The following is a 14,491-nucleotide window of genomic DNA, read 5'->3' as shown; positions in this document are numbered from 1 at the left end:
TACGCATCCGCTGAGCAGCGCACTGATCAGGGATCGCGCACGCGGGGTCGAAGCCCACGCCCAGATTGCGATCCGGGTCGTCGAGACGTGCGCTTCATCCCTTTCGTTGGGGCCGAAATGCCAGGATCGCGGAGGTCGGGGGCCGTCGCGCCCCAGATCATGCCGTCAGGAGGCCAGGCCGGCCGGGGTGAACAGGTTGCCCTCAGGGACCACGATGCGGGCACGGAACTGGCCGGGTGGACGCGGCTCGGAACGGTCGCGCACCGCGTCGGCGTAGACCGCCGCCGTGCGGGCGGCGATCGACGGCCAGCCGTACCGCCTGCCGACCATGTTCCGGGCGCGGCGGGCCACCCGGCGGGCGAAAACCTCGTCGTCGAGCAGGGTGCCGACGGCGCTGGCGAGAGCGTCCGGGTCGCTGTGCGGGAAGGTCACCCCGGTGACGCCGGGCTGGACAATCTCGGCCAGACCGCCGGTGGCGGCGACCGCGAGCGGCGCGCCGGCCGCCGCCGCCTCCAGGGCGATCATCCCGAACGGCTCGTAGAGGCTGGGCACCACGGTGGCGTCGGTGGCGCCGAGCACGGCCGGCAACTGCTTCTCCGACAGGAAGCCGATGAACCGGACGGTGTGCTCCAGCCGCAGCCGGCGGGCCTCCTCCTGCAACTCGGCGCGGTACGGCCCGTCCCCGGCGACCAGCACCCGCAGGTCCGGATGCCGTTGGCGTAGCCGGGGCACCGCCCGGACCAGGTGTTGCACGCCCTTCTCGTACACCAGCCGGCCGGCGAAGCCGACAAGCGGACCGTCGCCGGCGTACCGGCCGCGGGCCGCGGCGACCGCCTGTGACCGGGCCCGCCAGGCGCGGTCGTCGACGCCGTTGGGCACCACGGCGATCCGTCCGGCCGGCAGGTCGAACAGGCCGGTCACCTCGTCGCGCATGTAGCCGGAGCAGACGATGACCCGGCTGGACTCGTGGGCGAGCCAGTGCTCCACCGAGTGGATCGCCTTGTTCAGCTCGCCGGGCAGCCAGCCCTGGTGCCGGCCGGCCTCGGTGGCGTGGATGGTGGTGACCAGCGGCAGGTCGAGGTGCTCGGCGAGGGTGACCGCGGTGTGCGCGACCAGCCAGTCGTGCGCGTGGATGACGTCGTACCGGTCGGTGGCGGCGGCCCGCAGTGCCGTGCGGGTCAGCGTGTGGTTGAACGCCATCGTCCAGGCCAGCAGGGACGGGGTGGCCAGCGGGAAGCTGACCGGGTCCTCGGGCGCGCGCAGGACGCGGACACCGTCGACGTACTCCTCAACCGGCGCCCCGGCGGCGTGCCGGGTCACCACGGTGACCTCGTGCCCGGCGGCGGTCAGCGCGAGCGACAGGGCGTGTACGTGCCGACCCAGGCCGCCGACCAGCACCGGCGGGTATTCCCAGGACAGCAGCAGCACCCGCCGCCGCGTGGCCGTCTGGATGTCGATCACCTCGGCGCTGACTGGCATCCGCACGCCCCCTTCTCCGTCGGCCCACCGCGCGCAGCATCGGGCGCCGGTGGGGCGCCACCTCACGTCATCGGGATAGGAACCATCCTGCCGAACGCCGGAAAACCGGCGGAGACGAAGCGGTTTCGGCGATGTGACGAGGTCACGCCGTCCGTCGGGCGCGCAGCACCTCGGCGACCGACCAGGCCTGGAAGGGGCAGCCGGTGGCGGTGTGCGGGGCGAGCCCGTCCGCGGTCTCGCTCACCGATCCTAGGCCGAACTCGGGCAAATGAGAATCTATGCCCGTAAATAGCTCGTCGATTGGCACGCCGGCCCGCCGGGCGGCGTCCGCGTACGGGCCGATCAACCACGGCCAGACGGTGCCCTGGTGGTAGGCGGCGTCCCGATCGGCCGGACCACCCCGGTGCCGGCCGAGGAAGCCCGGACTGTCCGGCGCCAGGCTGCGCGGGCCGAGCGGGGTCAGCAACCCGGCGGCCAGCACGCCGAGCGTCCGGGCGTCCGGGGTCAGCGGGGCGGCCGGCAGCGACCACGCCAGCAACTGGTTGGGCCGCAGCAGGTCGTCGTCCTCCGCCGCCACCCCCCGCGGATAGGCCGGCGCCGGCGCGTCCACCACGTCGTGGAGCCAACCGGTCGGCGCGGGAAACCGGCGCCGGAACGCCTCGACGGCACGTTCGCGGGCGGCGGTCACCGGCCCCGCCCCGCCCGCCACCCGGTTGGCCAGCGCGGCCACCCCGGCCAGCCCGTTGACCCACAACGCGTTGACCTCCACCGGCTTGCCGGCCCGCCGGGTCACCGGCCGCCCGTCCACGCGGGCATCCATCCAGGTCAGTGCCGTGCCCGGGGCGCCGGAGGTGAGCAGCCCGTCGGTGTCGACCCGGATGCCGTACCGGGTGCCCGCCAGATGCCCGTCGACCACCGACCGCAGCGCCGGCAGCAGCTCGGCGGCCAGATCGGTGTCCCCGGTGACGGTCACGTGCCGGGCCACGGCGTGCAGGAACCACAGGCTCGCGTCCACGGTGTTGTACTCGACCTGGCCGGTGTCCGCCGTGTTGGCCAGCATGCCCTCCGAGACGGTTGCCGCGTAGGCCCGCAGCAGGTCCCGTCCCTCGTCGGCCCGGCCGGTGCACAGGAACAACCCCTCGTACGCGGTCATCGTGTCTCGCGACCACGCCCCGAACCACGGATAGCCGGCCACCACGTCCGGTCCGGCCGGCGTGTCGACCACGAACGCGTCGGCGGCCAGCGCCAGGGTGGCCTCGACCGCGTCGGCCGGCCGGGCGCCGGCCAGCACCGCCCGGGTTCGCCGCCGGGCCGCCGCGATCACCTCCGTCGCGGGCGGCGGCGGGTCGGCCAGCCCGCCCGCCCCGGAGCCGCCCGTCCCGGTGTTGTCCGCCCAGGCCAGCACCTCGCACGTCGCGCCCGGCCCGGCCAGCTCCGCGGTGAACCCGCCGGCGTGCCACAGGTCCTCCTCGGCGGTCAGCCCCCGCTCGGCCTCCGTCCGGTGCCGTACGCCGTGCCACCACTGGCCCGCCGGCCGCCACCCCGGGCCGTGCAGCCGGACCGCCCGGTCGACGACCACGCCACCGGCGGCCGGTGCCATGTCCAGGCCCGGCCCGTCGGCCCGGCGCTCGCCGTGCGCGTCCCGCCAGGTGCACACCGCGGCCAGGTCCAGGCGCACCGGGGGACCGGAGAGCAACCGGTGCACCACCGCGACCGCCGCCCGGCCGCGCGTCATCGCCAGCTCACGTTCGATCACCACGTCGCCGATCCGCCACCGCCAGCGCGGCAGGCCGTCGTCGAGATCGAAGCGTTCCAGCAGGTCGAAGCCGCGCGGATCGACCGTGCCGTCGGCCCACTCGTGCCCGCCCAGCCGGACCCGGGCGCCGGAGGGCAGCGTCACCGCCGGGTCCAGGGACACCAGCCCCATCCGGCGGTACGCCGGCACGTCGCCGGCCACCACCAGCAGGCCGTGGTACCGGCGGGTCCGGACACCGGACACGGTGCCCATGGCGTACCCGCCGACGCCGTCGGTGACCAGCCACTCGCGGGCGGTGCCGGCGGCCAGGTCGGTGCAGACCTGCGGGCCGAACCGGATCTCGATCACATGCTCCTCCAAGGGTCGGGCGTGGCGGTACCCGTACCATGCCCCGGAAACATTTCCCCATGTGGTCAACCCGCTGACGAAAGATCGAGTACCGGAGGTGATGTCGGCCGTGCCGCCCCCGACCAGCCCCGCCGACCCCGAGCGGTTGCGGCTCGCCGAGGCCGACGCCGGTGAGCGGCCGTGGCGGGACTGGGGCCCGTACCTGGCCGAGCGTGCCTGGGGGACGGTCCGCGAGGACTACAGCGAGCACGGCACCGCCTGGGGCTACTTCCCGCACGACCACGCCCGGTCCCGCGCGTACCGGTGGAACGAGGACGGTATGGCCGGGGTGTGCGACGAGCGCCAGACGTTCTGCCTCGGGCTGGCGCTGTGGAACGAGGCCGACCCGATCCTCAAGGAACGCATGTTCGGGCTCGACGGCGCCGGCGGCAACCACGGTGAGGACGCCAAGGACTACTGGTGGTACCAGGACTCCACACCGACCCACTCGTGGATGCGGTGGCGGTACCACTATCCGCAGGCCGCCTTCCCGTACGACGATCTGGTCGCGGTCAACGGGCGGCGCCGCCGCGACGAGTCGGAGTACGAGCTGGTCGACACGGGGATCTTCGACGACGACCGGTACTGGGCGGTCACCGTCGACTACGCCAAGGCCGGGCCGACCGACCTGTGCCTGCTGGTCACCGTGGCCAACCGGGGGGACCGGGCGGCCCGGCTGCACGTGCTGCCCACGCTGTGGTTCCGTAACACCTGGTCCTGGGGGCTGCCCGGCCGGATCGAGATCCCGCGGATCGTGGGGGAGCCGGGCGCGCTTGTCGCCCACCACGCCGAACTCGGCCAACTCGTGCTCGCCGGGGAGGGCGCACCGGAGCCGCTGCTGTGCGACAACGAGACCAACACCCGCCGGCTGTGGGGGCTGCGGGGCCGCAGCGACTACCCGAAGGACGGCATCAACGACCACGTGGTGACCGGCGCAGCAACGGTCAACCCGCGTCGGCGGGGCACCAAGGGCGCGTTGCACTACGCCCTGGAGGTGCCGGCCGGCGGGGAGACGACGATCCGGCTGCGGTTGGCGGCCATCGCGCCGCCGCCGGCCACCGGGCCCGCGCCGACGCTGGACCTGGGGGCCGGGCACGCCGCGGTGCTGGCCGCCCGGCGAGCCGAGGCGGACCGGTTCTTCGCCGGGCTGATCCCGGCCGACGTCCCCGCCGCCGAGGCCGCGGTGGCCCGGCAGGCCGTCGCGGGCCTGATGTGGGGCAAGCAGTTCTACCACTTCGACGTGCGGCAGTGGCTCACCGGCGACCCGTCCGCCGTGCCGCCGCCGGCCGGTCGCCGGCACGGGCGCAACAGCGCCTGGACCCACATGAGCAGCTTCGACGTCATCTCCATGCCCGACCCCTGGGAATATCCCTGGTACGCGGCCTGGGACCTGGCCTTCCACTGCGTGAGCATCGCCCGGGTCGACCCGGGATTCGCCAAGAGCCAACTGCTGTTGCTGCTGCGCGAGTGGTACCTGCACCCCAACGGCCAGATCCCGGCGTACGAGTGGGCGTTCGGCGACGTCAACCCGCCGGTGCACGCCTGGGCGGCGCTTCAGGTGTTCGCCATCGACGGCGGCCGGGACTTCGACTTCCTCGCCCGGGTGCTGCACAAGCTGCTGCTCAACTTCACCTGGTGGGTCAACCGCAAGGACACCGGCGGCAACAATGTCTTCGAGGGCGGGTTCCTGGGGCTGGACAACGTCGGCCCGTTCGACAGGTCGGCCGCCCTGCCGGTCGCCGGGGTGCTGGAGCAGTCCGACGGCACCGGCTGGATGGCCATGTACGCGCTGAACCTGCTGGACATGGCGCTGGTGCTGGCCGTGCACGACCACGCGTACGCCGACCTGGCCACCAAGTTCTTCGAACACTTCGCGTTGATCGCCGCGGCCGCGTACGAGCAGGGACTGTGGGACGCCGGGGACGGCTTCTTCCACGACGTGCTGCGATTGCCCGATGGCACCCGGGTGCCGTTAAAGGTCCGTTCGGTGGTGGGTCTGCTGCCGCTGGCCGCCACCACCCGACTGACCTCCGAGACGCTGCGCCGGCTGCCCGACGTGGCGGCCCGGCTGCGCTGGTCACTGGCCAACCGACCGGAGTTCGCCGAGGTGGTCGGCTCCCGGCGGCTCGGCCCGGACGGCCGGCAGCAGCGGCTGCTGTCCATGGTGGGGCCCGAGCAGATGGTCCGGCTGCTGGCCCGGATGCTCGACGAGGAGGAGTTCCTGTCGCCGTACGGGCTGCGGACACTGTCCCGCGCGCACCTCGCCGAACCGTTCAGCGTGACCCTCGGCGGGCAGGTCTGCACCGTCGGGTACGAGCCGGCCGAGTCGACAAGCGGCCTGTTCGGTGGCAACTCCAACTGGCGCGGGCCGATCTGGATGCCGACCAACTACCTGCTGATCGGGGCACTGCGTGACTACGCGGCGTTCTTCGGCGACGACCTACTGATCGAGTACCCGACCCGGTCAGGCAGGAAGCACACCCTCACCGAGATCGCCGACGACCTGTCCGAGCGGCTGATCAGGCTGTTCCTGCCGGGGGAGGACGGCCGGCGGCCCATCTACGGGGCGACCGAACTGTTCCAGACCCACCCGGACTGGAAGGACCTGATCGTGTTCCCCGAGTACTTCCACGGCGACAACGGCGCCGGCCTGGGCGCGTGGCACCAGACCGGCTGGACGGCGCTGGTTCTGGACCTCATCCTGACGAAAGGACGGGCCACTCGTTAACGCCGTTCGTATGGACGGGCCCCTTGTTAACGCCGGCACGGAGGGCGCGAGGTGGGTCCGCGCGGTGTAGACCACGCCACCAGATCCGGGTGGGCGTTGGTAGGGTCCGGACGTGTCGATCATCGTTCCCTCCGCCGCCCCGTCTGACCTTTCATGACGCCGCGGCTGCGCCGCTCCGTCCGGGCGATCGTGCTCGACGAGGACGACCGCATCCTGCTGTGCCGGTTCGTCTTCCCGCACCCAGCCGTGCCGGGCCAGGCGACCTGTGTGTGGGCGGCGCCCGGCGGCGGCATCGAGCCGGGCGAGGACCGGCTGACCGCCCTGCGTCGCGAACTCCGCGAGGAGACGGGTCTGACGGTCACCGCCGACCCGCCGCATGTCTGGCACCAGGAGATCGTCGCCGCCGATCACGCGCCGGGCTTCGACGGCATCGTCAACGACTACTTTCTCCTCCGCGTGCGCCACTTCCAGCCCCGCGGCGATCTGACCGACGACGAACTGGCCGCGGAGAACCTGGCCGAGTTCCGCTGGTGGCGTCTCCCGGAGATCGTCGGCTATGCCGGCACTGACCTGTTCTCGCCCCGCGACCTCGCCACACCGTTGACGGCGCTGCTCACCACGGGCACGCCGACCCAGCCGGTGCACCTCGGCCTCTAGCACCGCGAGGTCAGCTCGGGTGGGTGCCCGGTCCCGGGCACCCACCCGAGCTGGACACGATCAGGACGCGTAGTGCAGCCAGGGGCTGTCGATGCTGAGGATGACGGTGTTGCCGTTCCACGCCTTGACCCTCGCCTTGGCGACTCCGTTGGGAAACTTCACGCTGTCGCGGGCGTTCGCGATCACCTCGCCGAATCGGTTGCCGCAGGAGAGCTTGCCGCTCGACCAGACCTCGGTGAGGCTGTTGTTGACCAGGTAGACCCGCCAGTAGTCGCAGGTCCCGGGACGCTTGGACTGTTCGCCGTCGCCGACGAAGGTGTAGCCGTCGGTGGTGAGGCAGACCCCGGCGTTCCACTCGGTCGTGACGTAGTTCGGGCTCCGGCAGGCGTAGGCAGAGGCTGAGGCCGGGGAGGACGGCAGCACGGCCAGGCCCAGGGCCAGGATCAGACCTCCCATGGTCGCCAACAGTCGTTTCGGCACCGGTACCCCCCGTATTCCGTTCCGGTCCGGCCGTTCGCCGGTCCTGTTCGCGGACAGCCAATCAACGGTGGCGGTGCTGGGTAATCTCCCCGCGGGAGGATCTTGGACTCATCCCGGGGAGGGACCGGGTGGGGCACCGGCGTAGCCGCTCCGGACGTCGACGAGCCGGTCGACGAACCGGGAGAAGCCGTCGTCCTCGACGCCGTCGGTGACCGAGGTGGCGGCGGCGAGGACGTCGGGATGGGCGTTGTCCATGGCGACGCCGTGCCCGACGAGGGTGAGCATCGGGATGTCGACGGGCATGTCGCCGAAGGCGACGGTGTCCTCGGCGGCCACCCCGACCACGTCGAGCGCGCGGAGGACGCCGGAGGCCTTGTCGATCCCGGCGGGGGCGATGTCCACGATGGTGGTGCCGGCGATGGTAAGCGTCGCCGTGGTGGGGCCCAGCCCGTGGGTCGACAGCAGGTCGACGAGTTCGCCGGGGGTCAGGTCCGGGTGGCAGAGGGATGGTTCCCCTTTCTCCGGATCAACAAAGTCTTGGCGGCGGCGCCATGTCGTCCGTGGCAGCCTCTGCCCCGTGACCAGCCGACGGCCACCGTCCACCCGTGGGCGGCCGGCTGCCGTACATCGAGCACACAGATGACTGGAACCCCGGCAGGTCCGGTCGGCGACACCGCGGAAGGCGTGCCGGCGAATCGGACAGCGTCAGGGTGCGCTCAAGCTGACACAGGCCTCCCCCGTGAAGGCTTACGTTGATCAACTTTGCTCAGCGCGCTCACACTTCCAGGCCACCGTCGTTGTGTCAAGAGCATCGATGGCGTGCCGGGTCAGGTCCGGGCACTCCCGTTCTCGGCGGATCGCCCGGCCCGGGAGAAGAAGAAGTGCCGGACCTCGGGGTGGAACACATTGATTCCCACCCAGATCGCGAGGCCGCCGAAAAGCAAAGCCGGCACGCCGACGAAGGCACCGACGGTGAAGGCCGCGTACAGGACGAACGCCATGGCCAGCTCGGCGAGCAGGGCGAACACCCAGCCGGCGGTCCAGCCGCGCCGGACCGTCCAGGCGGCCAGTGCCAGCAGGGCGGGGGTGACCATCAGGGAGCCGTACAGGACGAGGAGTTGGTCGGACGGTCCCGTGTCCGGGTTGCGTTCTGCCATGACCGGGAGCAGCAGGAAGGCGCCCAGGAGCACGAGCAGCGACAGCCACGTCTGGATCACCAGCAGGGCACGGGTCTGCTCGACGCGCGGCGGGAGCGCGGGTCGCTTCATGGGAGAACTGTAGCGACAAGCCGGATCCGGTCATCCGCCCGGCGACCTCGCTAGACGGTGTCCATGAACGTTCGCGGGTTCCGGTGAATACCGGGCCTGGCGGACGGAGACACCCACAGCCACCGAGGACAGGTTTCGTTAGGCGACCCGACTGCCTTTGCGATGCTGTAGCCCACGCAACAGCAACCCACGGTAACCACGCCGGTCCAACCACCGCACATCGACTGTTAACTATCACACCAGGTTGTCTCCGGTGCTGCGTGGGCTACAGCAGCGCAAAGGATGCCGAGACCACCACCGTCACCCCAAACGCGACATCACACACGGTACACGGCAGGAGGCCACCGACCACTATCACGTTCCGCAACCAGCGCCGACCTGCCCACCTACACTGACGAACCCGGTGAACGATCCTGGACACCGTCTAGCTTAGCTAGTCGTGCAGCCGGGCGATGTGCCGCATCTTGTTCATCGCGTCCAACGCTGCCACCTTGTACGACTCGGCCAGGGTCGGGTAGTTGAACACCGCGTCGACGAGGTAGTCGACGCCGGCGTCGCAGCCCATCACCGTCTGCCCGATGTGGACCAGCTCGGTGGCGCCGGTGCCGAAGACGTGCACGCCCAGCAGCCGCCGGTCGGTGGGGGAGACCAGGATCTTCAACATGCCGTACGAGTCGCCGATGATCTGCCCGCGCGCGAGTTCCCGGTAGCGGGCGATGCCCACCTCGAACGGGACGCGGGCGTCGGTCAGGTCGTCCTCCGTCCGGCCGACGAAGCTGATCTCGGGAATGGTGTAGATGCCGATCGGCTGGAGCGGCTGCATCTCCCGGACCGGCTCGTCGCAGGCGTGGTGCGCGGCCAGCCGGCCCTGCTCCATCGAGGTCGAGGCGAGCGCCGGGAAGCCGATCACGTCGCCGACCGCATAGGCATAGTCGACCGAGGTGCGGTAGTGCTCGTCGACCGTGATCCGGCCGCGGGCGTCGGCGGTGAGGCCGATCGCGTCGAGGTTGAGGTCGGCGGCGGTGCCCTGCCGGCCGGCCGAGTACATCACCGTGTCGGCGGCGATCTGCTTGCCGCTTTCCAGCATGGCGACCGCGCCTCGGGGATGCCGCTCGACCGAGGCGACCGACTCCCGGAACCGGAACGTGACGGCCAGGTCGCGCAGGTGGTATTTGAGTGCCTCGATGACCTCCAGGTCACAGAACTCCAGCATCCGGTCACGCCGCTCGACGACCGTGACCTTCGTGCCCAGCGCCGCGAACATCGAGGCGTACTCGATGCCGATGACCCCGGCGCCGACGACGACCATGGAGCGCGGTACGCGTTCCAGGTTGATGATCCCGTCCGAGTCGATGATGGTCCGGTCGTCGAAGTCGACGGTGTCCGGTCGCGCCGGTCGGGTGCCGGTGGCGATGATGACCTTGTCCGCGGTCACCGTGGTGGTCTGGCCGGCGTCGTCGGTGAGTCCCACCGTGTGCGCGTCGGTGAACCGGGCGGTGCCGGTGAGCAACCGAACCTGGTTGCGGGCGAACTGGCTGCGGATCACGTCGATCTCGCGGCCGATCACATGCTGGGTACGGGCGGCCAGGTCGCCGACCGTGATGTCCTCCTTGAGCCGGTAGCTCTGCCCGTACATCTCGCGCTGGTTGAGCCCGGTCAGGTACAGCACGGCCTCACGCAGCGTCTTGGACGGGATCGTGCCGGTGTTGATGCAGACTCCGCCGATCATGTGGCGGCGTTCGACCACCGCGACCCGGCGGTCCAGCTTCGCGGCCGCGATGGCGGCCTTCTGACCGCCGGGACCTGAGCCGAGGACCAGCACGTCGTAGTCGTACACGAGCCCAGTGTCCGGGATCGGCGACGATCGCGCACGGTGGGCTGGGCCTCGTCAGCCGTCGTCCCGGTCCACCACGCCCTGGGCGTCGATCAGCTCGGCGAGTTGGTAGAAGGTGTCGCTGATGCCGTGCCGCGGGAAGGTGATGGTGTAGGGCAACGCGGCCGGGGGGACGAAGTCGCATCCCTCCTCGGCCAACACGGCCACCCGGTCGAAGCCGTGCCGGCCCTGGAACAGGCCCACCTCGTGGATGACGTTCTGCCGCGCCAGCCGTCGTCCGTCACCGGTGAAGTCCTCGGCGGTCAGCACGCAGACCGCGAAGCTGCATCGTTCGAGGTAGTCGGCGAGCGCATCGGTGACTGACCGGCCGCCCCACGCGCCGCTCTCGAAGGAGTACACCGGCAGTTCGAACCGGTCGGCGATGAACCGCTGCACCGCGAGCCATTCCGGGTGGGCGCCGTGCGCGATGAATACGCCGCGCGGCAGGCCGGCGGACCGGCGCTCGCCCGCCGCCGAACCGATGAAGTCGCGGGCCACGTCGGCGAACTGGGCGTGGCCCGCGCTGCCGACGTACCGCAGCTTGTGCCGGGCGAGACGCATGCCGAGCAGCGAGCCGAGTTCGATCTGGAGTCGATCGCTCGTCAGCACGGTGAGCAGGCCGGCGGCGAACACGTCACCCGCTCCGGTGTCGTCGGCGATTTCGGCCTTCGGTAGTGGCGTCTGCGCGTAGAAGTCGCCGAGCAGCTTGCCCCGCTCCCGCCGGTATGCCCAGACGCCGGCAGGCAGTTTGACCACGACGACGCCGCTACCCGCCGTCATGCGGTCGACCAACCTCGCGGCCAGCACCTCGTCGGAGTCGCCGTCGGTATGGCCGCCGAGGGCACGGAACTCGCGGTAGTTGACCAGGAGGTAGTCGCTGAGACCCACCAGCCCGTCGATCTCCCGGGTGACGGACACGCTCCACACGTGGCCCGGGTCGAGGCAGATCGCCGTGGCCGGATTCGCGCGTTTCACCGCGGTGAGCAGCTGGAATAACAGTTGGGGGCTACGGTCGTCGAGGAAGGACGTCACGTGGATGAGCCGGGTCCGGGCGAGATAGTCGACGACGGCGTCGAAGTCCCGGGCGAGGTGGTCGGCGAGGCTGTCGTTCGCGCCGGCGTGCGTCAACAGGGTGCGTTCGCCGTCTTCGGCGAACGAGAAGCAGATGCCGGACAGGCGGTGGTCCTCGCGGAACACGAAGCGGTGGTCGATGCCGAGCGCTTCGAACTGCTGCACGCTGGACAATCCGATGACCGGCACCCGACCGGCAACACCCAGGTAGCCGAGTCGGAGCCCGGCCTGGGTCCGGGCGATCGCGTATATCGCGTTGAACGCCGATCCGCCGAGGGTGGTATCGGGACGGGTGGAGCTGACCGCCTCTATCGCGGCGTTGATGGTCGCCGCGTCGACCAGCGCCTCCGTCCCAAGCTCCACGGGGTTGCCGGCCTCGGCCAGCAGGCGTTGGATCACCTCGGTGAGCCGCCGGCCCGCCGCTGGCCTCGCCGAGGGGGAGTTGGTGGCGATGTAGTCGAGGTTGAGCGCGCCGATGCCGACGACATCGAGTGCGAAGCCCGCTCCATCGCCGGATGATCCAGGCTGATCGGCCACGTCGTTCATCTCCTCACCCCATCAGACCTTCGCGCTTCAACATCCGTTCCAGTTCCACGAAGGTTCGGGTGATCCGTCCGCTGGCGAAGTCCAGACGGATCAGACCGGAGATGTTGGAGAAGGTGTCGCAGCCCTCCTCGACGAGTATGGCAACCCGCCCGAATCCGTACCGGCCCTGAAACATGCCAGCCTGGTGAACAGTGTTCTGATCGGTCCAGCCCCGACCACTTGGAGCCGGGTGCTTCGCACTCAACAGGCACACGGCGAAGCCGCATCGGGCCAAGGCCGCCGTCAGCCGCTCCTGATCGGGGTCCCGGCCGCTCGCGGACGCCAACTCGACCGTGGGCAGCCGGCACCGCTGTTCGAGGAAGTCCCGCACCCTCAACCACTGGGGGTGGTTGTCATGCGCGATGAAGACGCCGGGTGGTCGTACTGCCGGGCGTCGCAGGATCTCCGTCTTCTGCAGGAAGCCCTTGTCCAGCGCCGGAAGGTCGCCGGACGCCGGGGAGGACCCTCGGCGGGACTTGTAGCGAGCCAGATCCAGCCCGAGGAAGGCTCCCAGTTCCACCTGGAGGCGTCGGGACGCCAACGCGGCGAGCACGCCAGCGGCGAAGACGTCACCGGCACCCGTCGCGTCCTCCAGTTCGGTTTCGCGGAGGGGGCGGTTCAGCTGGAACCGGTGGGTGAGCAGGCCGTCCGGTACGAGACGGAACACCTCCACCATGTCGTACCGCTTTGTCACGAACGCCGTGCAGTCCGCTCCACAGCGACGCAGCGCCCGCCCGGCGATGATCTCGTCCCGTTCGCCGTGACCGTACCGACCCAGCGCCTTGAACTCGCGATAGTTGACGAAGAGCAGATCGGTGATGGCGAGAAGCCCTTCCACGGCGTCATCGGGTTGTTCCGCCCAGCCGAAGCCGGGATCGAAGCTCAGCCGCAGGTCGGGGTTCAGTCGCTTCGCCCGGGTGAGTACCTCGAGCACCTGGTGGGGAGTGACCGGGTCGAGAAACGAGGTCAGGTGGACGTACCGGGCGCCCGCGAGGTAAGCTGCCAGCGCATCGAGGTTCTCCCCGACGTGGCTTGCCATCTCGATATTGGCGCCCGGATGGATGAGCATGACCCGGTCCGTGTCATCGATGTAGGACAGGCAGGTTCCACTGAGCAGATCGGGGCGCCGCCCGACCCAGCGGTGATCGATGCGCAACTCGTCCATCTGGCCGAGGAACGACAGACCGGGCGCCTCCACACGACCGACCACCCCGACGTAGCCCAGGCTGATACCGACATTCATCTGCGCCAGCGTGAAGATCGTCAACCAGGCCGAACCGCCCAGCGAATAGGCCAGCGACGCCACGCCGAGATGCCGGATCGCCTCGTCGATGGTCCGCTCGTCCACCGGGCCTTCGCGGTTCCATTCGAACCGGGCCACCGATTCGGTGATCCGTTCCGCCGCCCGGCGGGAGAGTTGGGAGGCACTGGCGATGTAGTCGACGTTGAGCGCACCGAAGCCGATGACCTCGGGCACGCCGTCCGGCGCTGGTGGGGGATAGCCAGGCCAGGCCCCGTCCCCGCGCGATGTCGCCGCCATACCTCGATGCTGTTCGATGGGATGGCGCTGGGCAATCGTCCGAGGCGGTGGCGTCAGTGGACGGTCCGGAGCCGATCCGCGAGCAGTGTCCGGACCTCGCCTTCCAGCCGTTCGCCGGCGATGCCCGTCGCCTGGTAACGGACCCGTTCGCCGTCGACCTCCAGTAGCACGGTCACCGTCGCGCCGTCGCGGCGCAGTTCGGCGTCGGTCACCGCCGAGGCCGGGGTACGCCGGCGGGGGGTCGATGTCGGACGGGTGGACCCGGACCACCACTTCCGCGCCCACCGGCGCACCGACGGGAACACCAGCAGCGGGGAGGCCAGCACGGTCAGCCCGATCATCAGGTAGCCGAGCACCTCGGCCGCCACCTCCGCGGCCAGCCGAACGGTGACGACAAACGCGCCGGGTACCGCCAGTGCCGCCAGGACGATCGCGAGCGGGACCAGATCGTATTCGTACGCGTAGACCGCGCCGACGCCGAACACCCCGGCGACGACCAGGGACGTGAAGCAGCCCAGGTCGTCCAGCAGCCAGTTGATGACGCCGTCCCGTCGGTGTACCCGGTAGCCGTCGGCGGTGAAGTCCAGGGCCACCGGGCCACCGGGCTGCGCCCGTACCCCCGTCACGCGTGCCACGGCGTCGGAGCGTACCGGCAACCGGGCGGCAG

At 70.6% G+C, this 14,491-nt stretch carries 11 protein-coding genes; 2 read left to right on the top strand and 9 right to left on the bottom strand.

The genetic code is table 11. The features are described from left to right. Positions 1 to 165: 165 nt before the first annotated feature. On the bottom strand, positions 166 to 1,479 hold the full coding sequence (locus tag ACFQUZ_RS27050; protein WP_377447223.1) for a glycosyltransferase family 4 protein: 1,314 nt from the start codon (positions 1,477 to 1,479) through the stop codon (positions 166 to 168). Positions 1,480 to 1,621: 142 nt separating this feature from the next. After that, complete coding sequence (locus ACFQUZ_RS27045; RefSeq protein WP_377447221.1) at positions 1,622 to 3,583, bottom strand: amylo-alpha-1,6-glucosidase; 1,962 nt, start codon at positions 3,581 to 3,583, stop codon at positions 1,622 to 1,624. A 109-nt stretch (positions 3,584 to 3,692) separates the two neighbouring features. Here ACFQUZ_RS27045 and ACFQUZ_RS27040 point away from each other — a divergent pair, with 109 nt between their 5' ends. After that, the gene (locus ACFQUZ_RS27040; protein ID WP_377447155.1) at positions 3,693 to 6,350 is read left to right on the top strand and encodes a glucosidase; all 2,658 of its coding nucleotides are present in this window, start codon (positions 3,693 to 3,695) and stop codon (positions 6,348 to 6,350) included. A 153-nt stretch (positions 6,351 to 6,503) separates the two neighbouring features. Beyond that, complete coding sequence (locus ACFQUZ_RS27035; RefSeq protein ID WP_377447152.1) at positions 6,504 to 7,007, top strand: NUDIX hydrolase; 504 nt, start codon at positions 6,504 to 6,506, stop codon at positions 7,005 to 7,007. A gap of 60 nt (positions 7,008 to 7,067) precedes the next feature. Here ACFQUZ_RS27035 and ACFQUZ_RS27030 read toward each other — a convergent pair whose 3' ends face one another. From ACFQUZ_RS27030 to ACFQUZ_RS27000, 7 genes are all read right to left on the bottom strand, one after another. Then, positions 7,068 to 7,463 carry a hypothetical protein gene (locus ACFQUZ_RS27030; protein ID WP_377447150.1) on the bottom strand — a complete coding sequence of 132 codons (396 nt, stop codon included), beginning with the start codon at positions 7,461 to 7,463 and terminating at the stop codon, positions 7,068 to 7,070. Between the two features lie 132 nt (positions 7,464 to 7,595). Beyond that, on the bottom strand, positions 7,596 to 8,090 hold the full coding sequence (locus ACFQUZ_RS27025) for an HAD family hydrolase (RefSeq protein ID WP_377447147.1): 495 nt from the start codon (positions 8,088 to 8,090) through the stop codon (positions 7,596 to 7,598). A gap of 224 nt (positions 8,091 to 8,314) precedes the next feature. Continuing rightward, the gene (locus ACFQUZ_RS27020; protein ID WP_377447146.1) at positions 8,315 to 8,755 is read right to left on the bottom strand and encodes a hypothetical protein; all 441 of its coding nucleotides are present in this window, start codon (positions 8,753 to 8,755) and stop codon (positions 8,315 to 8,317) included. Positions 8,756 to 9,188: 433 nt separating this feature from the next. Further along, on the bottom strand, positions 9,189 to 10,592 hold the full coding sequence (sthA, locus tag ACFQUZ_RS27015) for a Si-specific NAD(P)(+) transhydrogenase (RefSeq protein WP_377447143.1): 1,404 nt from the start codon (positions 10,590 to 10,592) through the stop codon (positions 9,189 to 9,191). Positions 10,593 to 10,643: 51 nt separating this feature from the next. Further along, positions 10,644 to 12,245 (bottom strand): PfkB family carbohydrate kinase, encoded by a 1,602-nt coding sequence (locus ACFQUZ_RS27010; RefSeq protein WP_377447140.1) that lies wholly within the window; start codon positions 12,243 to 12,245, stop codon positions 10,644 to 10,646. 4 nt (positions 12,246 to 12,249) lie between these two features. Next, positions 12,250 to 13,824, bottom strand: coding sequence for a PfkB family carbohydrate kinase (locus tag ACFQUZ_RS27005; protein ID WP_377447137.1), 1,575 nt, complete (start codon positions 13,822 to 13,824; stop codon positions 12,250 to 12,252). A 53-nt stretch (positions 13,825 to 13,877) separates the two neighbouring features. After that, the gene (locus ACFQUZ_RS27000) at positions 13,878 to 14,459 is read right to left on the bottom strand and encodes a hypothetical protein (RefSeq protein WP_377447134.1); all 582 of its coding nucleotides are present in this window, start codon (positions 14,457 to 14,459) and stop codon (positions 13,878 to 13,880) included. Positions 14,460 to 14,491 lie beyond the last annotated feature (32 nt).

The sequence above is a fragment of the Plantactinospora sp. GCM10030261 genome, from assembly GCF_042666615.1.
Taxonomy (GTDB): Bacteria; Actinomycetota; Actinomycetes; order Mycobacteriales; family Micromonosporaceae; genus KBS50.
The sequence above is the reverse complement of the archived record's forward strand: the minus strand, read 5'-3'. Positions and strand labels throughout refer to the sequence as shown.